The sequence below is a fragment of the Acinetobacter seifertii genome, from assembly GCF_000368065.1.
GTDB lineage: Bacteria > Pseudomonadota > Gammaproteobacteria > Pseudomonadales > Moraxellaceae > Acinetobacter > Acinetobacter seifertii.
Genome location: NZ_KB851203.1, coordinates 68,513 through 90,865 on the forward strand (window position 1 = coordinate 68,513; position 22,353 = coordinate 90,865).

Annotated in this window: 20 protein-coding genes and 2 pseudogenes; 5 read left to right on the forward strand and 17 right to left on the reverse strand. The window is 38.7% G+C overall.

The genetic code is table 11. From position 1 onward, the window contains the following. The first annotated feature begins 1 nt into the window (after position 1). Positions 2–799, forward strand: coding sequence for a glutamate racemase (murI, locus tag F985_RS20380; RefSeq protein WP_004704794.1), 798 nt, complete (start codon positions 2–4; stop codon positions 797–799). Here the strand turns inward: murI and F985_RS25455 are convergent. Then, a pseudogene (locus F985_RS25455) lies at positions 786–932 on the reverse strand (LysE family translocator); the annotation flags it as partial. The gene murI and the pseudogene F985_RS25455 sit on opposite strands and share 14 nt — an antisense overlap. 190 nt (positions 933–1,122) lie before the next feature. Between F985_RS25455 and F985_RS20385 the strand changes: the two are divergent. Further along, positions 1,123–1,620, forward strand: coding sequence for a GNAT family N-acetyltransferase (locus F985_RS20385; protein ID WP_004704799.1), 498 nt, complete (start codon positions 1,123–1,125; stop codon positions 1,618–1,620). Between the two features lie 185 nt (positions 1,621–1,805). Here the strand turns inward: F985_RS20385 and F985_RS20390 are convergent, their stop codons facing one another. The 15 genes and pseudogenes from F985_RS20390 to F985_RS20460 form a co-directional block, all read right to left on the reverse strand. Next, positions 1,806–2,264: a DUF7226 domain-containing protein gene (locus F985_RS20390; RefSeq protein WP_000215928.1), complete on the reverse strand. Its 459-nt coding sequence runs from the start codon at positions 2,262–2,264 to the stop codon at positions 1,806–1,808. Positions 2,265–2,266: 2 nt separating this feature from the next. Then, on the reverse strand, positions 2,267–4,171 hold the full coding sequence (locus F985_RS20395; RefSeq protein WP_004704801.1) for a Dam family site-specific DNA-(adenine-N6)-methyltransferase: 1,905 nt from the start codon (positions 4,169–4,171) through the stop codon (positions 2,267–2,269). Between the two features lie 4 nt (positions 4,172–4,175). Beyond that, positions 4,176–4,463, reverse strand: coding sequence for a hypothetical protein (locus F985_RS20400; RefSeq protein WP_000384516.1), 288 nt, complete (start codon positions 4,461–4,463; stop codon positions 4,176–4,178). Positions 4,464–4,814: 351 nt separating this feature from the next. Continuing rightward, positions 4,815–6,134 (reverse strand): annotated as a pseudogene (locus tag F985_RS20405) (Tn7-like element transposition protein TnsE); the annotation flags it as partial. Positions 6,135–6,136: 2 nt separating this feature from the next. Then, positions 6,137–7,789, reverse strand: a complete 1,653-nt coding sequence (locus F985_RS20410; protein ID WP_000181344.1) for an AAA family ATPase — start codon at positions 7,787–7,789, stop codon at positions 6,137–6,139. Continuing rightward, positions 7,786–9,876, reverse strand: coding sequence for an integrase catalytic domain-containing protein (locus F985_RS20415; RefSeq protein ID WP_004704804.1), 2,091 nt, complete (start codon positions 9,874–9,876; stop codon positions 7,786–7,788). The genes F985_RS20410 and F985_RS20415 overlap by 4 nt, the downstream gene beginning before the upstream one ends. Further along, entirely contained in the window at positions 9,860–10,669 is an 810-nt protein-coding gene (locus tag F985_RS20420) for a heteromeric transposase endonuclease subunit TnsA (RefSeq protein ID WP_000085285.1), read from the reverse strand. Before F985_RS20420 ends, F985_RS20415 begins: the two co-directional genes overlap by 17 nt. Before the next feature lie 158 nt (positions 10,670–10,827). Further along, on the reverse strand, positions 10,828–12,666 hold the full coding sequence (gene glmS, locus F985_RS20425; protein ID WP_004704805.1) for a glutamine--fructose-6-phosphate transaminase (isomerizing): 1,839 nt from the start codon (positions 12,664–12,666) through the stop codon (positions 10,828–10,830). 12 nt (positions 12,667–12,678) lie between these two features. Beyond that, positions 12,679–14,043 (reverse strand): bifunctional UDP-N-acetylglucosamine diphosphorylase/glucosamine-1-phosphate N-acetyltransferase GlmU, encoded by a 1,365-nt coding sequence (gene glmU, locus F985_RS20430; RefSeq protein ID WP_004704807.1) that lies wholly within the window; start codon positions 14,041–14,043, stop codon positions 12,679–12,681. A gap of 8 nt (positions 14,044–14,051) precedes the next feature. Beyond that, positions 14,052–14,585, reverse strand: coding sequence for a phosphatidylglycerophosphatase A family protein (locus F985_RS20435; protein ID WP_000380679.1), 534 nt, complete (start codon positions 14,583–14,585; stop codon positions 14,052–14,054). Continuing rightward, positions 14,563–15,480 carry a thiamine-phosphate kinase gene (gene thiL / locus F985_RS20440; protein ID WP_004704810.1) on the reverse strand — a complete coding sequence of 306 codons (918 nt, stop codon included), beginning with the start codon at positions 15,478–15,480 and terminating at the stop codon, positions 14,563–14,565. The genes F985_RS20435 and thiL overlap by 23 nt, the downstream gene beginning before the upstream one ends. Positions 15,481–15,499: 19 nt before the next feature. Then, positions 15,500–15,949, reverse strand: coding sequence for a transcription antitermination factor NusB (gene nusB / locus F985_RS20445; RefSeq protein ID WP_004704812.1), 450 nt, complete (start codon positions 15,947–15,949; stop codon positions 15,500–15,502). 3 nt (positions 15,950–15,952) lie between these two features. After that, complete coding sequence (gene ribH, locus F985_RS20450) at positions 15,953–16,423, reverse strand: 6,7-dimethyl-8-ribityllumazine synthase (protein ID WP_001007829.1); 471 nt, start codon at positions 16,421–16,423, stop codon at positions 15,953–15,955. Positions 16,424–16,434: 11 nt separating this feature from the next. After that, a complete protein-coding gene (gene ribBA / locus F985_RS20455) occupies positions 16,435–17,556 on the reverse strand; it encodes a bifunctional 3,4-dihydroxy-2-butanone-4-phosphate synthase/GTP cyclohydrolase II (RefSeq protein WP_004704813.1) in 1,122 nt (373 codons plus the stop codon). Positions 17,557–17,795: 239 nt separating this feature from the next. After that, the gene (locus F985_RS20460; protein ID WP_081401403.1) at positions 17,796–19,103 is read right to left on the reverse strand and encodes a hypothetical protein; all 1,308 of its coding nucleotides are present in this window, start codon (positions 19,101–19,103) and stop codon (positions 17,796–17,798) included. Between the two features lie 59 nt (positions 19,104–19,162). Here F985_RS20460 and serB point away from each other — a divergent pair, with 59 nt between their 5' ends. The 3 genes from serB (at position 19,163) to F985_RS20475 (ending at position 21,864) form a co-directional block, all read left to right on the forward strand. Beyond that, positions 19,163–20,386 carry a phosphoserine phosphatase SerB gene (gene serB / locus F985_RS20465; RefSeq protein WP_004704817.1) on the forward strand — a complete coding sequence of 408 codons (1,224 nt, stop codon included), beginning with the start codon at positions 19,163–19,165 and terminating at the stop codon, positions 20,384–20,386. Between the two features lie 409 nt (positions 20,387–20,795). Further along, positions 20,796–21,131: a ciprofloxacin tolerance protein AciT gene (aciT, locus tag F985_RS20470; RefSeq protein WP_004704819.1), complete on the forward strand. Its 336-nt coding sequence runs from the start codon at positions 20,796–20,798 to the stop codon at positions 21,129–21,131. 253 nt (positions 21,132–21,384) lie between these two features. Next, complete coding sequence (locus tag F985_RS20475) at positions 21,385–21,864, forward strand: hypothetical protein (RefSeq protein ID WP_019458571.1); 480 nt, start codon at positions 21,385–21,387, stop codon at positions 21,862–21,864. Between the two features lie 40 nt (positions 21,865–21,904). On the opposite strand, the gene dtd is transcribed toward F985_RS20475, so the two are convergent. After that, positions 21,905–22,348, reverse strand: coding sequence for a D-aminoacyl-tRNA deacylase (gene dtd / locus F985_RS20480; RefSeq protein WP_004704823.1), 444 nt, complete (start codon positions 22,346–22,348; stop codon positions 21,905–21,907). Positions 22,349–22,353 lie beyond the last annotated feature (5 nt).

A 22,353-nucleotide genomic window follows, 5' to 3' on the forward strand; every position in this document is an offset into this window, starting at 1 on the left:
CATGAATAATAATAACCCGATTGGGATGATTGACTCTGGTTTAGGCGGGTTGTCTCTCTTTAAGCATATTCGGCAGGCGCTTCCGAATGAAGACATTATCTATTTCGCCGACTCGAAATATGTGCCGTATGGAGACAAAGAAAGCGACTGGATTGTTTCACGAACCACGCATTTAATTTCAAACTTAGTTGCTCAGGGTAAATGCAAAGCGATCGTGATTGCTTGTAACACCATGACGGCCGTAGCGATTGAAACCATTAGAGCGCAAATTAATGTGCCGCTTATTGCTATAGAACCAGCGGTAAAACCCGCTGTGGCAATGACCATGAGCAAGCATATTGCTGTTTTGGCAACTGCCACCACGGTGAGGGGTAAAAACTTAAAAAGTTTAATTGAAACGTATGCGCAAGATATTAAAGTGTCTTTGGTGCCGTGTATTGGCTTAGCCGAAAAAATTGAAACGGGTAAAGCACATACCGCGGAGGTTAAAGATTATTTAAAAAATATTTTGGCACCGTTGGTCGAGCAAAAAGTCGATACGATTATTTTAGGATGCACACACTATCCATTTGTCTCAGACACGATTCAGGAAATTGTAGGTGGTAATATTCAAATTATTGAGCCTTCCGAAGCTGTAACAGCGCAATTAATTCGGCAGCTTAATCAATATCATTTAAGTTCTGAAAGTCCAAATGAGGGGAACCATATTATTTGGACCAGTTCAGACCCGTTGGAAGTTGCGGATGTTACTTTTTCTTTGTTAGGTAAGCATTTACCCGTAGAAACTACTGATTTTTAAAGCCAAGAAAAACGCCTAGCCCCATAAAAATGAGTCCACCCATCACTGACATAGATTTTTGGGGCTTCTTCGATTTAATTAATTTTTGGCTAATATAATTGGCTAAAAACACACAGACCACATCAGCAGAAACAAGCGGTTTAGATGTAGTAATTGTTAGTTTCTAAATCTTGAGATGAGTTGAAGACTAGTTTTGAATGGGGTTTGCTTTATAGTCATTCTGATAGTTAAATATGAAGAAAAATTCATTTCAATTCACTATCTATTCATGCATTAGTTTGTTCCTTAATTAAATTTAAACACATAAAAGTTTGAGATATGACATGTGTCAAAACTTAGGTGAAGTTGTAGTCCGTCATACTACAGAGAATGACTGGGAAATTTTGAAAATGGTTCGCCTACAGTCACTACTCGATAGTCCTCATGCTTTTTCAGTGACATATGCGGATGCTTTGAAATATAGTGAGGCAGATTGGCGTGCTCGTGCTTCTGGCCGTTCTCAATATCAATATATTCTAGCGATGCAAAGAACTCGAGCGATTGGTATTGTTGGTGGTATAGCAGATGCAGCACTTGAATTTAATGTCATCGCTATGTGGGTCAATCCAGAGTTTCGTGGCAGTGATATTGCCAATATGCTTATTTCTGCGATTAAGGAGTTTGCCAGTTCCCAAGGGCATAATAGAGTTGTGTTAAGTGTAACTTCACATAATTTGCGAGCAATAAATTTTTATTCTCGACATGGTTTTATAAGAGCTGATTGCGAGTCTTTGTCGTTGAATTTTGGCGATATAAATCCAAAAATGGAATGTTTACTTTAAGTAATATCGTATGAGAGTGTACAGAACTGTGTTTGAACAATAAAGTTGTAAACTTGTGGTCTAATAAAATCAATAAGTTAAAAATTTCATAAAATTAAATTTTTACATTAAAGTCTTAAACTTAGTTCAAGACTTTATTTTTTCATTTAACATTATAGTTATAAACTACAGGGTTTAATTTTTGCTTAGTATTGAAATCCACAAAAACGCAAATAGTTTATGAAAGTATAAAATCTTCGTTCAGCTGTGTTTTGCTCTCCAGGGTATAAATTAATAAACCACTGTTTTAATTGGCTTTGAGATGGAGGAGGTGTTTGACTTTGGGTAAACTGGATGGCAGCGGCGAATACTGGCAAGTTTCGAATAGCTGAATCCATATATTGATCTTGTTGCGACTTATTGAAAGTAACAAAATTTTGCCCAATAGGAGTCAAAATAGTATGGTTATTTCTAATTAACTCGACTAATCCCAGCTTTTCAGCAGCTAATCTATAGTAACGTCCTTGACGTCCATTTGAATCAACCCCGATATAATTTTCCATAGCATCATCAGTATGGTGTCCATTATGTACGGCAAAGGGAACTAACATTACTTTTTCAATATCATCAGCTTGCAGAAAATTACTTGTATCTATAACTGTCACGTCTAATACCCTATGAATAAATATTCTTGAACTTTGTTGTTATCACTGGAGTTGGCATTTTTGTTGCCAATTGAATAACGATAATCTATTGGGATTACCTCTACATGATACTTATATTTTGACATAATCGCCAACATTTCATCTAGTGTGGGTAGACTATTTGATGAATAAGATACTATAAGTATGTCATTACGGAACCGCTTAAATAATAGATCAAAGGCTTCCGTTGCACCTTTACGAGAAGAAAAAGGAGTTGGGTACGATTTAAACTTTTTTGTAACAGTATGTTCTTGTATTTCAACACCTTGCCAATCTCGGGCCAAACCTTCTACAAAATGATATCGGCGAACATATTCATTATCTGATAATGGTGAATAGTAAGGTGGGTCAATGTAAACGAGTTTATTTCCTTGATGCTTTAATGTCATTGCATCTCCGAGGCGAGCTTTATTTTGCTGACCATTATCAAAGACTGAGGCATTAATCATATTTACTGCATCTAAAAATTGATCTCGAAACGACATTGATAAGTCCTTACGCCCATCGTCATAACGATAGCCAACATAGGTAAAAATACCTCGTGGTCGTTTCTTCAAGCAAGCACGCATTAATGCAGACATAGCAATTGCTTTCTTATATGGATTTTTTATAGTTTTAATATTGGCTCTAAGAATATCTATTAATTTATTATCATCATCAGAAAAATATAAGTCTTTAAACTTAGTTTCTACAAATGAATCATTGGGCCCTTTTGATTCAAGTAATGATAAGGTTTCTTCAGAGGTCAAAACAATATTATTATTCTCAATCATTGCTTTAGCAAAAACAGATGCCATAGTCATGTAATCATTACTAATAACGGTTTTACCATATGATTTAAACATATACCCAACAATGCCCGAACCTGAAAATAAATCTACCGCTGTGTCAAACTCAAATTGAGAAGCAACACCCCAGATCTCAGATAATAATTTATTCTTAGAACCCATATAGCGAGTAGGAGGATATAATTTTATTTGTTCAGATAAGCTTTCAGGAACTATACGAATATCAAATCGAGGTTTTGGTGGAATTGTCACAATAACATCTTCCCCAGTGCGTCGTTTACCATTGCATGAAATATAACGTTTAGTTTGAACTACTTCTATTGGGAATTTTCTATATTGTTCATGTACTAAAGGGTGGTTTGAATTTGTTAGGATGATATGACAACCCAATTCATGTAAGCGCTGGACTTCGGTAGCCAATTCTGTGTGATCCTCTTCATAGAATTGCTCTTTGGTATAGCGTTGGAAATCTGCATATTCAGAAATAGGTAAATATGGAGGATCTAAAAATATAAAGTCTCCAGGCTGAGCTTGTTTCCTTAATACGTCTTTATAATCTCCACAAATAATAGTAGTGTCTTTTAGTATTATTGATGCAGCTCTTAAAGCTTCTTCATCTATTATTTTAGGATTTTTATACTTTCCGAAAGGAACATTAAATTGTCCCTTTTTGTTAACCCTATACAGTCCATTAAAACAAGTCCGATTTAAAAATATAGTTCTTGCAGCAGCTTCTACATTAGGTAGTTTTTTCCAATCTTGACTACGAACAGCATAAAAAACTTCTTCTGTATTTTGATACTGCTTTAACTGATCTAAAATTCCATCTACATCATCTGCTACAGATTGATAGAGATTTACTAACTCTGGATTACTGTCTGCAATTATCCCATTGCTTGGCTTTAAAGCAAAAAAGAGGGCTCCACCACCAAAAAAGGGTTCAATATATCGACCATATTTCTTTGGTATTTTAGGGGTAATTTCTGTTAAAAGTTGAGTTTTCCCCCCAGCCCATTTCAATAGAGGGCGGCAATTTATTACTTTCTCTTGATAGAGTATTTCATTTTTTTTAGCTAACACGATGTTACTCCATTGGTAAAACTATTTGTTTACTGCCACCAAATTTTCCTTTAGAGGCACCACCACGTGGTTTCTTTGGTTCTATCTCAATCTCATTAAAAACTGCACGGAAATCCAGTTTGTTATCGGCCATTACAGCCATAAGCGTTGCAATGATTGCTAGATGAGATGGTACAACCCCTTTTTTTGAGCAATTGGTCACAGCATTACTGCTCATCTTTACCAATTCAGCAAACTCTCCTGTCGTGAGACCTGCCTTACCAAGTTGGCGTCGAAATTCAATGTAATCCATACAATTCAATCAACACATTTTTTAATTATTTTAACACATTAAAATATTAAATAAAATAATTAATTTATTTTATTTATAAATAATAAAATGTGTAAAACACATAAATTTATGTGTTTTATTGTGGGGCTTAGACAAATATTTATTGGAAAGTGGACAGTTAAATGTTGCTTTAAAATAATATTCTATTAGTCAAAATAGACTTTGTATGGAGTTATTCTTAAATTGAATACTATTCAAATAGTATGTATACAAATCTAATTTCATATTTTTTTAACTTATTTTTATTATTTGATTTTATCTACTTTGACGTGAAGTTCGGTCTCAGAAGTTATTACTTAATTTATAATTTACTCATTTGTTATCAAAAATAATTAGTTTGTTATAAATTCGACTAGCCCAACTTTCTAAATCTTCAATGGCGATTTGTTGTCCATGTTCTTCAAGACGGGGGTGATTAAATCTGACTTGCTGAACTGCTATTTTTTTGATGAAGCTATGCGGCCAATTGAGTGTTTTTTGAATCACAAATTTACGAATTTTTTCATAATCCTCTTCCCAGCAGTTCATATCTTTTATTATTAATAATTGTGTTGAAAGGCGAGTTGCATTATCGGATGTATCAACTTCCAGTAAAATGAAATGCTGGCCTTGATGCAGAAAATGTACTTCAGCAATACAGCGTGGATTATTATCGGACTTTAAATGTTTGGTAAATCCCTCTACTTCAGGTAGAACTTTTAAAGTCAGTGAATATTGAATTCCATACTTTTCTTCAAGTTTATAAAGCATCTTTATAAAAGCTGAGAAGCGATCTAGATATAAATGAGCATCATCGGTCTGATCCTCATAACCCTCAAAATCACCAGCTTTAACTGTGCCACCAATTCCTGGCTCATCTGCATTCACATCACCAATTAACTCATCAATATACTCTTGGGCATCATCCACGATAACAGCATTTTTTGAGCCAGTTTTATCTGCGACTTTCCCTGTTTCAAACGGGTCATCAAAATCAAGTAAAGTGGTTGGACCATCTACAATAGTAGGCTTATTACTAGGCGTTGCTTCTTCCTCATCATTCAGTTTGGGTTCTGCATGATTCGGCTTTGGTGGTATGGTACTGGTATTACCCGATTTTTTTGAGGCTTTAGAAAATTTATCATGATGAAAATAAACAGGCTTATCAATATGGGTGGAGAGCCCAGAAAAGCCAATGATTTCATCTATCTTAAATGTATTGGTTAACCTGTCGTAATAACCATGTGCCTCGATGTTTACGTCTGTTAAATTGGGTGGAATGAAACTAAAGTTCCATGTTCTTACCGTATTATTAATGCTTTCAAAAGCTTGGCACTGTTGAGCGATGCTTTCATATGAAGCTCTTATATTTTTATTTAGAAGTAGATATGCAAGGAATCGACGAAACCCTGGTTTATTAAAATGAGAAGTTGCAAGTGAACCTTCACATGATGGAAGAACATTAATTAGGTAATGATCAGTCTTGCTCTGAATATCAAAGTCTTGTGCCAGCACATTCAACTCAAGCGCAGATCGAGTGAGATAAGCATTTTGGAAGAAGAAAGCTCTGGCTAACTCAAGCTGTGGCAATTGAATATGGACTTGCTTAACGGTTTGTGCTTCATTTGAAAAGGTTGCCAGAGCATAAAACCCTACTATGACAACAGGTCTGACATTTGCAGAATTAAACCTTGATGGTCTAATTGGGTATAAATACTTTCTGGGCTGGTTGGGTTTATCGAAAAAATATGCCGAAGATCAGTATCTTCTAGCTCATTCCATTGTTTTAAGCTAATCCGTTGGTTTTTCTTTTTGGTTGCTGGTGCCTGTGACGGTGTATTGTCTGTCTCCATTGCTTGAACAATAGCAGCCAAGAGCTGTTGTCTAGATATTTGAGGTTTTAACGCTACAATTTTTTGAATGGCAAAGATGATGGAGTCTGATGGGAATTCATCTTTTAGCATCAGATATACACGTCGTTGATCATCATTACTCAATTGTTTTAAGGCTTGGTCTTCTTCGGATTCAACGGTAGATGCGGAGATTTTCTGAATAAGATGGATGATTTTCTTATCCATATCGGGTACAGCAAGATCTGAGAATTGAGCGATTCTTTCAGGTATACCTGAACGTAATGCGCTGAGCATAGGATGTACAAGTTTCAGCTCATCTTCATAAACACGTTTCAGCAGCTCTACAGTAATCGTTTCTGCTCCCGTTGCGAGGGCACGTAACTGAGCCAAAATAAAAAGTTTTACTACAATATCGAGAATACCTTGGCTCAAATCAAACCAGGTATCTCGAATCTCATCACTTAAGATAGGGTCTCTTTTCTGCAAGTACTGCAACTTCCAAAGGGTATTGGTAAATGCTATCCACTCAGGGTTTTGACTCTTCTGATCAGGTAGGTATTGTGGGATTGGATTCCAAAAGATAGATCCCAGACCAGCCGCACGTCGACTGGAACGTAGATCAAGATCAAAGATGTCTCTAGCTTTAGGTGTACCCACGAACAGCACAGGAATACCAATGGTATTGGTCATGGTGACAAAGAAGTTCAGCATTTTCTCTGAACCGCCAGACTTTGCCCGACTCAAATGTTGGATTTCATCAATGACTAACAGGCCTAAGGCAAACATATTGGCTGTTTGTGCCATGAGGGCAAGCATGGTTTCTACGCCATGTCTTTTCATCCCATACTTTTTCTCATAATTTGAACCAATGATTTTATCAATTGCTCGGAAAAAATTGAGACAAAGTTCTTTGAGTGAACCATCATGCGAGCAATCTATCTTTAAATAGACGATCTGATGGCGATTTAATGTTGGGTGAAAAATGACTTGAGGATATGTGTTTAGTATTCTTCGTAAAGAGGTCGTTTTACCACTACCTGAACAGCCAATGATGGCCATGCTATGAGCAGTGGATTCAGTTTCATCAAAGCGTTTGGCATTCAGATCACGTGTTTGCAATCTTTCATAACCATTTTGCAGGTGTTGTTGCAACTTTCCTGTGTTTGGATTACGTCCAACATACCCTCCACGAATCATGAGAGAAATACGTTCACTCAGTAACATATGCATTGCTAAAGGCTGAAAAAAGGAACCTGTGATCTGATGGATATTATGGGCACGAATGACTCTTTTTTGCTTTAGATCATCAAGAGTAGGCGTTACTTTTGAGATAAGATTTTTTGTATCTTCAAATGGTTCTTGAATAGGTGGTAGGGCCTCAATGAAAGGATTGTCTTTATAAGCATGAACACCTGTGTCCTGATATTCTGCATTTCTTATTATATGATTTGTCATGACTGATCATCCTCATCATCAAAAAGACCTGGAACGAACTGCGGATAGTTTGATTCATCTTGTTTTGGCTTAAATGAAATAATGGTTCCTTGATCTTTAGGGTGTTTATCAGGTTTTAAGGAAGTATTTGATAATTTCTCATTTTCACGAACAGACTTTTTATTCGATTTTATTTCAGATAAACGCTGGCGATTGGATACACCAGAGTTGGTCGCCATTTTTTTTGCTTCAGCAATGGTGTCACGAATAAATTGATCCAGCTCTCTACGAGCAGCTTTGCTATTATCCTTTTCAATCGCATGTAGATTTTTTTCTTGATCTTGTATCTCCCACACTTGCCAAAATGACATACCCGCAAATTGACGACTTTTGGTTGATAAAGAGCATTCCCAATAGATCGTACTATCATGTTTTGGGAATAAATATATCTTATCTACACAGCTTGGATCGTAGGCCGCTTGGAGATCCTGTGGGCGAGTGACTTCTTTACTACGATGTAACCAGCCTTCTCTGAGTATTTCTGATCCAATGTAATACAGGCCCCATAAATTGACACCAGAAGTGGAAATGGAAACTTTCTTACGAGGTAGTATCATGATTCGCAATGTATCTGGATCTACAGTACGAAGATGGCCTGTACGATTTTGAATTCCCCAGTTCCATATGTGTAATGGAATAGACGGTAAGTCTGGAGGAAAATCTGCATCTCTGTCATAAGTATCCAATACATGATACTGATTACGATAAAGTATTGTCTTTATGATCATTTTGGCAAAGGCAGAAATAGGTAAAACCGCATCAAGACGGTAATCACTTTCGCCATGTTTTTGAATACGATTTCCTTTGACTACTCCAGGAGCATAAGGTTTGAATTCTGCCTGTAATGTTCCAAAATAGCGTTCAACAATACCTTTTGCATCTCCTCGATAAGCAGGTGCATTTTCAATACGAACATTATAACCATGTACTAAGCGTTCGACCTGATGACTCATCATTTCACCACGGTCAGCAAGAATGGCATCAGGTAAACCTAGGGTTGGCCATTGTTCTGGCTCGATATCAATTCCAAGCAATTTGCATAAACTAACTTTATCACTGCAAGCATTTACAATCGCCTGCATGGCAACAACATAGGATGGATTATGAAATCCGATATAGAATCCCACGACCATTCTGCTGAAAACGTCAACCACTACATATAGGATCGGACGACCTAGAATCTTGCTTCGATCATCATCAGCAACTAAATAAATGTCGGCAATAGTTGCATCAATTTCATAACGACTACCAGGCCCAAGCGTATTTGCTGTAGCAGTTCCACTTAATGGCCGTATATCTTTTTGAAAACTTAATACAGGAGTTCTGGTTTCTATTCTTTGTGGAAGTTCATATTCACGTTTGTAGAAATGGTCAAATTGTCTACGTGTTGGAATATCTGCCTGTTTTATATGTGGGTAATGTTGAACAAAGAGTTCCTCAAATTGACGATGAGCAGATGTGATATTAATTTTCTTGTCATTTAATAATTCAGATTCAACTATTAATCGAAAGAGCCTTTCAATTTCTGGCGTAATTTTAATACCTGTTCCATTGCCAAATTTACGTTTTGCTCCCGATTTTTTAGAACCTGCTAAGGTTCTTGGCTTTCCTGGTGCACCAGCGTTTCTATAATCTGGCAATAAGGCATTTGGAATTTGGCCTCTTTGCCAATAGCGGCGTAGGTATTTGTATATCGTTGCCTTAGTTGCGATATTTGTCTGTTCTACTAAACGAACCCGTTTAGCTCTAATCTCTTCATTAAAACAGCCTGTGTCATATACGATTGGTTCAATAATTTGGTAAGCCTGAGCACGTTTTTCAAAAGCGACTGAGTTTACGGGTGGCTCTATAGACTTAAGATATTCATAAGGGTCTGAGCTTCTAAATAAGCGTTTTTCATCAATCCATTGTGAAAGTTGTTCTTCAAGAACTAAAGTTGGAACTCCTTTGGCTTCTTCCATATTAATCCATATGATTTCGCCAGATTGAAAGAATAAAATCCGGTAGTGGCTTTCATCAAATTTAACGACCTCATTGATTTGCCACATAAGACACCTCTAAATCAAACACTAAGTCAGACCCTTTTAATTTCTGGAATGGCTGTTGGATATCAAATTTAATTAAACGATTTGCTATAAGTGTTCTTAAATATTGTAGGGTCGTTCCAGCTGTAGTTTTTTCCTGAATATCAATCTCTTTACAGAGTTTAATGATAGAAATCCCTGGTTTTTTTAAAAAATAATAAGAAATTGTATGTAGGCTATCCCAGATATCAGGCTCTAAATGTTCAGTAATAAAAGGGCTCAACCATTCAAGATTTTTTCGGGCAGTTGTGGGAATATTTTGTTCCGTCACAATACTCCATGGGATTTCTTTAACCTCCCAGTATCGACGTTCAATTTCGAGTTTTTCAATTGTTCTTTCTTTGATGAGTTCTTTTAATGGTTTTACCTGAATAACGAATTGAGGTTTTTTCTTATCATTTGTATCAATCAGAAAATCGGAAGTCATAACCTGTTCCGAGCCTTGTATGCTGGGATGTCTCAAACCATGCTCTAAACAGATTTCTTTTGTGTCGTCTAGATTCAAGGGAAACTGTTCCCGAATATCCTGAACAAAACTAGACCAATCTAAAATCAAAAAAACATACAGTTCCAAATTAGAAAGTAAATGATGAACTCTTTGCGTTTTATGAGAGTAGATACGATGAGAGACCCCACGAGAGGGTACATCCTGAATAGTCAGCCATGGTTGGTAATCTTTTCCCATACCTTGTCCACGACCGCTTTTTATTCTTTTGCTAATTTGTTCTTGTGTGAAGAATCTCGGTGCTCTACTCATAGAAAAACCCAGCCTACTTTTTAATCAGTATAGCTGGGTCTATCTGGTTTACAACTTTAATGTCTAGTTTAGAACTATATTGTTACAGTTTAGAACTTTAATGTTCAGTTTAAAACTATATTGTCTAAACACACGCATATAGATAGCGTGTCTGATTATTACTCTACAGTTACTGACTTAGCCAAGTTACGTGGCTGGTCAACGTCTGTACCACGTAATACAGCAACGTGATAAGACAACAACTGAACTGGTACGCTATAAATGATTGGAGCAAGCCATTCGTTTACTGCTGGAATTTGTACAACGTGTTGACGTTCTTTTTCGACTACGCCGCTATTTTCATCAGCGAAAACGAATAATTCACCACCACGCGCCTGAACTTCTTCCATATTCGACTTAAGCTTATCAAGCATTTCGTCATTTGGCGCAAGAATCACGATTGGCATTTCGTTATCAACAAGTGCCAATGGGCCATGTTTTAACTCACCAGCCGCATAACCTTCTGCGTGAATATATGAAATTTCTTTAAGCTTTAATGCACCTTCCAAAGCGATTGGATAGTGTGTGCCGCGGCCTAAGAATAAACAGTGTTGTTTTTCAACAAACAATTCTGATAAACGTAAAATTTCAGCATCATTCTTAAGCGTATCAAGAATGACTTTCGGGCTGTGCCACAATTCGCGAGCAATCTCTTCAATCATGACATTGCTAATACGCTGTTTTACTTGTCCAATTTTTAAGACGAGTAGCATAAGTGCAGCAAGCTGAGTCGTGAACGCTTTCGTTGATGCAACACCAATTTCAGGCCCAGCAAGGGTCAATAAGTGGTGATCAGTTTCACGAACCATTGAAGACGTCGCAACGTTACAAATAGTTAGAGTCTGAATGCTGAGCTTGTTTGCTTTAGCACGTTTTTGAGTTTCACGTAATGCAGCTAAAGTATCGGCTGTTTCACCTGATTGAGAAATACAGACATAAAGCGTATTTTCAACAATTACAGGTGAGCGGTAGCGGAATTCACTTGCGATTTCAACTTGGCAAGGCACACCAATCAGTTGTTCAAACCAATATTTCGCGATCATGCCTGAGTGATAGCTTGTACCACATGCAATAATTTGTACGCTTTGAACTTTGCTAAAGTCTGCTTCAGCATTTTGCAAGAAGTCTTCGCGTAAGCTGTTGCCGTCAAGTGCTTGAGAAATCGTTTGTTTGATTGCTTCTGGTTGCTCATAAATTTCTTTGAGCATGTAGTGCTTGTATTCACCTTTTGAAGCATTGCTTACTGTTGCGTCAAGCTCTTTCACTGGACGTTCAACAGGTTCACCGTTTGCAAATACTTCAATTGAAGTACGAGTCAGGCGAGCAATATCACCTTCTTCTAAATACATAAAACGGTTAGTTACAGGTAACAGTGCAAGTTGGTCTGAACTAATAAAGTTTTCACCAATACCTACACCAATCACCAGTGGTGAACCTTCGCGTACAGTGATTAACTCATCTGGGTAATCGCTATGGATAATACCCAGTGCGTATGCACCTTTAAGCTGAGGAACAACAGATTGTACTGCTTCAAGTAAGCTGTCAGTGCTTTTTAGCGCTTCTGCAACTAAGTGAGCGACAACTTCTGTATCTGTTTGAGAAGTAAATACATATCCTAGAGCTTGAAGGTCATCTTTAAGCTCTTGATAGTTTTCGATAATACCGTTGTGAACGACTGCCACTTTACCCGACATGTGCGGGTGAGCATTATTTTCAGTTGGCTTACCATGTGTTGCCCAACGTGTATGAGCAATACCAACTACCCCAGTGAGCTGCTGATCAGCAACTGCATCGGCAAGATTAATCACCTTACCTACACGACGCTCACGTAAAACTTCTTCATTATTCAGTACAGCAACGCCTGCTGAATCATAACCGCGATATTCAAGACGTTTTAAACCTTCGATTAAAATCTCAGTTACACAACGTTCTGCAACGCCTCCGACGATACCACACATAATTCAATCCTCTTATTTTTCACGCTTTTGGGGACGTTGATAATTTGCCTTAGAAATTTGTTGAGCACGTTCAAAGGAGAGACTTTGTTCAGCTACATCTTTCGTAATCACAGAACCCGCACCGACTGTTGCTCCATTTCCAATAGTCACAGGCGCAACCAGCGAGCTATTAGAACCGATAAACACTGCATCGCCAATAGTGGTTTTGTGTTTATTTGCACCATCATAATTGCAGGTAATTGTACCTGCCCCAATATTTGAGTCAGCACCGATCTCGGCATCACCTAAGTAGGTGAAGTGGTTAGCTTTACTACCAAGACCAATGGTTGTGTTTTTGACTTCAACGAAGTTACCAATGTGTACTTCGTTCGCCAATTTAGCGCCTGGGCGTAAGCGTGCAAATGGACCAATTTGGGTATTTTCACCAACAATTGCACCATCAAAAACGCTATAAGCCTGAACTTTGGTTCCTGCGGCAATTTTTGTATTTTTCAAAATACAGCCAGCACCAATCTCTACAAAGTCACCGAGTTCACAGTCACCTTCAATAATGACATTCACATCAATGCGAACATCATGTCCAACTTTCACTGAACCACGTAAATCAAAACGGGCAGGATCTGCAAAAGTGACACCTTCTTGCATCAGCTCTTTTGCTTGCTGTTGTTGAAATTCACGTTCAAGTGCAGCAAGTTGTAAACGGTTATTCACACCTTCAACTTCAAAAGCCAGCTCTGGCTCAACTGAGGCAACTTCTAAGCCATCTGCAATTGCCATCGCAACGATGTCAGTTAAATAGTATTCGCCTTGCGCATTGTCATTTGACAGTTTAGGCAACCATTCATGAAGCTTTGCGTTACTAACACAGTAAATACCGGTATTAAATTCTTTAATTTGACGCTGTTCTTCAGTTGCATCTTTATGTTCAACAATCGCTTGAATTTTTCCGTTTTGGCGAACAATACGACCATAACCTGTTGCATCATCGACAGTGAGCGTCACTAAGCCAATTCCTGTCTGAACTGATGCATCTAATAATTTTTGTAAAGTAGTCGCACTAATACATGGCACATCGCCTGACAAAATGAGTGAAACGCCTTCTTTAGGAAGTACTGGTAAAGTCATTTTTACTGCATGACCTGTACCTAACTGTTCTGCTTGTTCAACCCATTGAATATTTTCTTGTGCAAACGTTTGCTTTACGTGATCGCCGCCGTGTCCATAAATGGTAATGATATTTTCTGCTAATAGTTGTTTTGCTGTTTTAATAACATGTCCTAGTAGCGGGCGGCCAGCTAAAGGCTGTAATACTTTAGGTAGTTGAGAACGCATTCGCGTTCCTTTGCCTGCAGCAAGGATAATGACGGTAGTTGACATGAGTAAACCTACTTAAATGGCGTTACGCCCCAGAAAGTAATAAATATGATGATACATAGTGCCGCCCAAAGCCCTGCAATGATGTCGTCCAGCATAATTCCGAAGCCGCCAGCAACTTTCTGGTCAGCCACACGGATTGGCCAAGGTTTCCAAACATCAAACAGGCGGAATAAGCAAAAACCAATTAGTGCCCATTGTAACGACATTATATTAAAAAATATTAAAGGCAGGAGAGTAATAGATTGACCTGCAAATTCGTCCCACACAATTCGACCATCATCGTGTACGTCTATAACCTTTGCTGTTTGACCGCAAATATAAATACCCACCAAAGACATGATGATAATAGCGATTAAACTTAAGTTAAATCCGAGAGATAGCCAAATAGGAATAAAAAGTAAGGCAAAAGCAGAGCCAAAAGTACCCGGTGCTTTAGGGGCGAGACCAGATCCAAAACCAACCCCACAGAAAACGATGCAGCGGTTGAACCAAGACATGTTCTTAAAATGAATCGGCGGTTTATGCAAAGTGTTGGTATCCATGAATTTGCAGCGGGTAATCTGAACCCAAATGCTCAAAAGTTAGTTTTGTTTGTTCAACGATCTGTCCAATCATTGTAATCTTAACGTCCAGTTGTTTTTGCAAAAGTTTTCCATAATTTTGCGGTGTTATTGTAAAACATAATTCGTAGTCATCACCACCTGCAAGTGCATATTGCCAACGTTGTTGTTCTTTTAATTGTTGCAATACTGGGTCAACAGGTAATTTTTCTAAGGCAAGTCGTGCTCCAACCTTAGATGCTTTTAAAATATGTCCTAAATCTTGTGCTAAACCATCTGAAACATCAATCATGCTAGAGGCAAGTCCTTTAAGCTCTTGCCCAAGCTGACAACGTGGTGTCGGATAATCGAGTCTTTGCTGCAGCGGATGTCCCAAATGCTGAAGACCGTAAGCTGCATCACCCACCTGACCACTTACACAAACATAATCACCGACTTTTGCGCCTGAACGTAACACGGCTTTGCCGGTTTCTATCCAGCCCATTGCGGTAACGGTAATGGTGAGATGAGGACCTTGGGTGGTATCTCCACCAATTAAGGCAACACCGAACTGATTACAACAGTCGTAGATTCCCTGACTAAAACCTTCAAGCCACTCATGGTCAACTTGAGGTAAGCTGATTGCAAGTAAAATACTGTGGGGTTTAGCACCCATTGCAGCAATATCTGAAAGATTTACAGCAACGCTTTTCCAACCAATAGCATGAGGGGAGGTGTCTAGAGGGAAATGACGGCCAGCAACCAGTGTATCTGCACAGATCACTAATTGTTGATTTGGAGGGGGAGTAATTAAGGCTGAGTCATCACCGATACCAAGTGCGACATCTGAATTTGATTGTCGATTAAAATATTGGTCAATAATTGAAAACTCAGCCATAGAACATCAAGCCTATTAATTAATCTGCTTGCTGTTTTTCTGCGCTACGCAGTGTCGAACTCAGACGGTCTAATACACCATTGATGTACTTATGACTGTCTGCTCCGCCAAAATGCTTAGCGAGCTCGATTGCTTCATCAAGTACCACACGGTATGGAATTTCTAAATGATCACGTAACTCGTAAGCACCTAAACGTAAAGTCGCAAGTTCCACGCCATCAAGTGCACTAAGTTCCCGGTCAAGTACCGGAATAAGTAATGCATCAAGTTCTTCACGTTGAGCAATGACTTGAGTCAGTAGTTCGTGATAATAGCCTAAGTCGACCTTGTGCATTGCATTTTCCGCACGTGTACGCGCTTCAATTTCATGTACAGGGTTGTGACTCATTTGCCACTCATAAATACCTTGTACAGCAAAACGACGTGCTTTGCGTTTTGCTGCATAAGCGGCTTGCAGTGTTTGAGACATGCTTTAAATTGCCTTTAATAAATTAACCATTTCAATTGCAGTTAAAGCAGCTTCGCTACCTTTGTTTCCTGCTTTTGTACCTGAGCGTTCGATTGCTTGCTCGATGCTGTCAGTAGTTAATACACCATTGATAACAGGCAAGCTGCTTTCTAACGCGACTACACCTAAACCTTTCGCACATTCACCAGCAACAAAGTCAAAGTGTGGTGTGCTGCCACGAATTACTGCACCAAGTGCAATAATCGCATCAAACTGGTTTGATGTAGCTAATTTTTTAGCAACGATCGGGAGTTCCCATGCGCCAGGAGCATGAATAACAGTAATGTTATCTTCATTTACGCCATGACGTTTTAATGTGTCGATCGCGCCTTCTAATAAGTGTTCAACAACAAAGCTGTTAAAACGACCCACTAAAATCGCATAACGACCTTCGCTTGCGAGATGTAATAAACCTTCAATACGGCGAATTGCCATAGCAACCTCGATTATTTCGTTGTGATTTGATCAGCAGTGATATATTCCACTACTTCTAAATTAAAGCCAGATAAAGCATTGAAACGTAATGGTGAGCTAAGAAGCTTCATTTTTTCAACACCTAAATCACGCAAAATTTGAGCACCGACACCAATCGTTTGATATTGATGTGAAAGTGCTGCATTGGATTTCACCGGTTTTGGCTTATTTAAATCATCCAACGCTGGTCCCAAGTCTTGCAAATGATCTTGGCCGATCCATACTAAAACACCGCGATCACTCGCTGCAATTGTCTGTAGTGCACGGTCTAGATTCCACGCAGGTTCACCATCAGCTTTATTGAGCTTAAGCAAATCGCGAATTGGACTGAAACCATGAACACGTACTGTTGTAACACCTTCATTTGGCTCGCCTTTAACCAAAGCCAAATGAATGTCCGGATTACCGATCTCACGATAACGGTAAAGTTCAAATGCACCATATTCAGTTTGAATGGTTTTTTGATCCAAACGTTCAACCGTTTGCTCATTGGTCATACGGTAGTGAATTAGGTCGGCAATTGTACCAATTTTTAAACCATGCTTCTCAGCAAAAATTTCTAAATCTGCACGACGTGCCATTGTGCCATCTTCATTGATGATTTCACAAATGACTGAAGCTGGTTCAAGACCTGCTAAACGTGTTAAATCACAGCCTGCTTCGGTATGACCTGCACGGTGTAAAACACCACCTGGTTGAGCCATGAGTGGGAAAATATGACCCGGCTGTACGATATCGCTTGGTTTTGCATGCGCTGCGACAGCTGTTTGAATTGTATGCGCACGCTCTGCTGCTGAAATACCTGTTGTAATACCTTCGGCAGCTTCGATTGATAACGTAAAGTTTGTGCTGTGCTGAGCGCCGTTTTGATCAACCATCAAAGGTAGATTTAACTGTTTACAGCGCTCACGGCTTAACGTTAGGCAAACTAGACCACGTGCATGGGTAATCATGAAGTTGATATCTTCAGGACGCACATGCGTTGCTGCCATGACAAGATCACCTTCATTTTCGCGATCTTCGTCATCCATCAAAATAACCATTTTGCCTGCACGAATATCGGCGACAAGATCTTCAACACGACTCAGCGGCATTCGCTTTCACCTTTTTTTTGTCGTAAGACAATTTCTATTTAATAAATTTTGCATAGTTTACGCTGTTTAAAGAATTTTGCCTATGATTCTGATTTATCCAAATTTACAACTCAACATAATAGATCTGGATTTACTTATCTCAATAAAGCATAAGAAAATAAAATTCTTGATTATAAATACCATGAATTTAAATAAAAAAACCTAGCCTTTAGGCTAGGTTTGAATGCGCATAATGACTTTTAAGATGCTGCACTGCTCGGGCTATCATTTTGTGGAATTGACTTTTTGCCCATCAAAATTTCAGTTCGAATATTTTGGGCAAGCTCTGCACATTCAGCATTCATACCATTAATCATAAATGCATGACGAGTCATAATATTGCTCGGGTTTGGCATTGCAACAAGCTGATAACTGTCTTGAATTGCTTTAAGCTGATCATTATCTAGATAAAGCGCAGACTCTTTAGCATGCAGATGTTGTGCTAAACGCTGAGCTGCTTCTTTGGCATCAATTTGCATTGCTTCTACGGCATGACACACAGCACTACGCGTTTGTAGTGCAAAGCGTTTATCTTCACGGTAACGTTTATATAAAACGTCTGACAGTAATTGGAAAACTGTTCCCACCATGAGCAGGCATTCTACCGCGTGTGAATGTGAAGTTGAGATTGCGAGTGTTGAGCCTTCTGCATGAAACTCATCTACGACCTCAATATCTGTAGTCTTTAAATGATAATGCTTTGTGCATAGCTCGATACTTTTATTTAAGAAGAGCTGGCAAAGTTTAAAATAAGGTATAGAAACAGACTGGTTAACACTACTTAATAACTGTTTAGGGTCATAAAACTGAATGTTGAGTGCCAAACTATCTTGGTTTGTAGATTCTGTGCTTTTTTCTGGTTGTGGGCGAACAAGTGGTTTCGCTTTAGCTTGTTGCTGAGCTTGTGCAACCAAAGTTACTGTATTTTGTTTTTCAAGCGCGAGAGCTTGAGTTAACTCTTGAATCTCATGTTTTAAACGATTTTCTTCGTTAATACGTGCTAGGTATTCACTACGGGTTGGACGAGCGATGGCACGATAAGCAAGCCATAATAAAACATGTAAGAATAACGAAGCTAAAATCGCCAGCCATTGGGTACGAAGGATTTCGCCAATACTTGGTTGAATAAGCGTAATTTCAATAGAACCGACTTTCTTCTCGTTTTGAAGAGCATCACGAACAAAAACTTCACCTTCGCGAGTTTTTGACATGCCGCTTGTCGCTAGGACTTGTTTATTGGCATCAAGAATGCGAATAGATGCCACACTTGGATTGGTCGCATAGCGATTGGCAATAAGAGCCAAAGATACCGTATTGGCAGGTTCAAGCTCAGATAAGCTGTCTGCTACGAGTTGGCTGGTCATGAGCTGACCTTGGCTCGCACGGTTTTCATTGAGCTGGTGTGTCGTTGCAATCACCAATAAAAAGGTATGCAATGCAAAACTAATGATCAGTAGGCTAGCAAATAGCCCTTGTCTAGGCGCAATCAAGTTAAACTTCCAAGGCAATTATATTGAAATTCGATTATGATTCTTACAATAGTTGTCACTCAGACTAGAGTCAATTCATGCGAGAAATCATTCTTATATCCTTTTTAGGACCGGACCAACCAAACCAGTTTACCCGATTAATGCAAGTACTATCCGTACATTCATTGCAAATACTGGATGTAGGTCAGGCCGTTATTCATAATCAACTGACATTGGGCATCGTGGTCGCTTCAGATAATGAAACTGCGACAGCGTTGGCAATGAAAGAGATTTTGATTTTAGCACATGATATTGGCTTAACAGTGCGCTTTAAACCAATCTCGGGCGCAGAATACGATCAATGGGTAAGTGAAGGTGGGCGAACCCGTTATATCGTCACGGCTTTGGCACCAGAGCTTACTGCTGCACACTTACAAGCCGTTACACAAATTGTGTCTAGCCAAGGCTTTAACATCGAAACTGTAACTCGTTTATCAGGTCGTGTAGACATTGAAAAGGACAGTACATTGCCTCGTCGCGCTTGTGTACAGTTTGGTTTAAGCAGTGGTCCAACTTTAGATGCACAAGCAATGCGTGCTGCATGTTTACTTCTTTCAAGCGAATTAAATATTGATGTTGCTGTTCAAGAAGACAACGCTTATCGACGTAACCGCCGTTTAGTGTGCTTCGATATGGACTCAACCTTAATTGAGCAAGAAGTGATTGATGAATTAGCGATTGAAGCAGGGGTAGGCGCACAAGTTGCTGAAATTACTGAAAGAGCAATGCAAGGCGAACTTGATTTCCAGCAAAGCTTCCGCGCCCGTGTTGCATTATTAAAAGGGCTTGATGCTGCTGTTTTACCTAAAATTGCTGAGCGTTTAACCATTACCGAAGGTGCAGAACGCCTTATTTCAACGTTAAAAGCACTTGGATATAAAACGGCTATTTTATCTGGCGGTTTCCAATACTTTGCTGAATATTTACAAGGTAAATTAGGTATTGATGAAGTTCATGCCAACGTTTTAGACGTACAAGATGGCGTTGTAACTGGTGAAGTAAAAGGTGTAATTGTTGATGGCGCACGTAAAGCTGAATTATTACGTGAGCTTGCCAACAAACTTGATATTTCATTAGAGCAGGCAATGGCTGTCGGTGATGGCGCAAATGATTTACCAATGCTTGCGATTGCAGGACTTGGCGTAGCGTATCGCGCTAAACCGCTTGTTCGCCAAAATGCGAATCAGGCGATTTCAAGCGTTGGTTTAGATGGTGTACTGTATTTACTCGGTATGCATGACAAAGATTTGAACCGTGCTTAAATAATACTGAACAATCATTAAGCGCTGCTCAAGAGTAGCGCTTTTTTTATGCAGAATAGTCATAAAAACAAGCAAGTTATGACAAAATTATGCACAGAAAAAAGGCAATAAAAAAAACTGAAAAAAACTTATTTTCAGGTAAAAAAACAGCATAGTTTTTTGTAATGACACGCCAGAATTGATGCCATATAGGACGTAGAACTTTTTGAAATTTAGAAAAATGTAATGACAAAAGAATGTTGCGACAAAGTGTGTCGCATCGACAAATAACAGGTCTTTTTTTCTAAAAAAAAACATCCATAATGCTTTCTAAGCTTCAACACAAATCATGAATTAAAGTTGTTTTTGGAATGAGGTCTGAAGATCAGACCGAATGTTTTTAGACGTTTTCATTAAGACGGAGGTTTCTATGGTAACAGCGAATTTTGCCGCTATCGCCGGATTCAGCTTAATTGCTGTCGCGCTTGTTGCTGTTTTCTTTTCTCCTTACCGTCGTTGGCTTGGTTTTATGCTTGCAGGGATGTTTTTTTGGGGGCTATTGGAAGTGGTCCGTTTTGGAGTTCAAGTCACTTTTGAAATGCCAGTCACATATAGTTATTTAACTGCACTAAGTCTAGCGATGGTAATGGTCACATTTGTTTTATTACGTGAGGATAAACAGGCACAAAAGGCTTTGGCAAATCGCCAATATATAGAACATACGCCAGTATATGAAGATGACCAACAGCAATGTTCTAGCCGATAATTAAAGTATTATCTAACGCTAAAAAGGTATGCACAGCATGCCTTTTTTATTTACGAAAACATGATTTTTATTATACAAAGCATTTATTAAAAAATAGCCAGTTATGCTACGATAGCGTGGTCTGTTGACGTTTCATATATAGATTGCGTTGCCAATTAGAATATCATCAGTCGATGCACAAAACAGTCAAAGGGAAGCCCTTGTCGAGTTTTGCCCCAAGATTTTCATAAAAATACAATAGGCGTGAATGTTCATGAAACTTTCTTCTATACCTGTAGTTAAGTTACCACTTGTTGATGTTAGTACAGACCCGTTAGATTTATTGGTAGCAGGTTTGGCACTTCGTATGAAACAGTTGGCACGTACAAGTCCTAAGTTTATTGAACTAGTTCATGACCGTGCATTCCGTATTCAAATTGGTACTGACTTAGGTGTTGCTCGCCAAATTATTATTAACCATGGTCACATCGACACAGTCGCGGGTTCACCTGAAAAAGCTGACTTTATTTTGCAATTTGCAGATAGTGAACAAGGTGTAAAAACATTATTAAAAGGCGATCCAACTGCATTTATGACAGGTATGCAAAACGGTAGCATTAAAATGGAAGGCGATTTCAGCTTGCTTGTTTGGTTTAACCAAGCAGCTAAACTCATTCCACCAAAATTACCAAAACCAGTAAAAGAGAAAGTACGTCAGGCACGTGCTTTTATTAAAGAAAAAACTGGTCGTTAAGATCTAATAAAAAAACTCCCAATCGGGAGTTTTTTTATATTTATGCTTCAACTTCCAGATTGAAAGTGACTGGCCCATCATTTATGAGATGTACTTTCATGTCGGCTGCAAAAATGCCTGTTTGAACTTCTTGAAACTGTGAACGGGTATATTCAACCAACTGTTCATAGAGTGCTTTTGCATCGCTAGGTGGCATGGCTGGACCAAAGTCGGGACGTAAACCTTTTTGGGTTTGAGCCATCAGGGTGAATTGAGAAACAAGCAGAATCCCACCATTTGCCTGAGAGACGTTCCAGCCCATTTTGCCTTGCTCATCATCAAAAATACGATATTTCAAAATTTTATCGATAAGCTTCTGACCCATGGCGAAGGTATCATCTCGGCCTATTCCTAAAAAAACCAATAAGCCATGCTGGATTTCGCCGGTCGTTTCACCGTCTACGACCACTTTAGCTTCAAGAACTCGTTGTATTAAAGCGCGCATTGTTA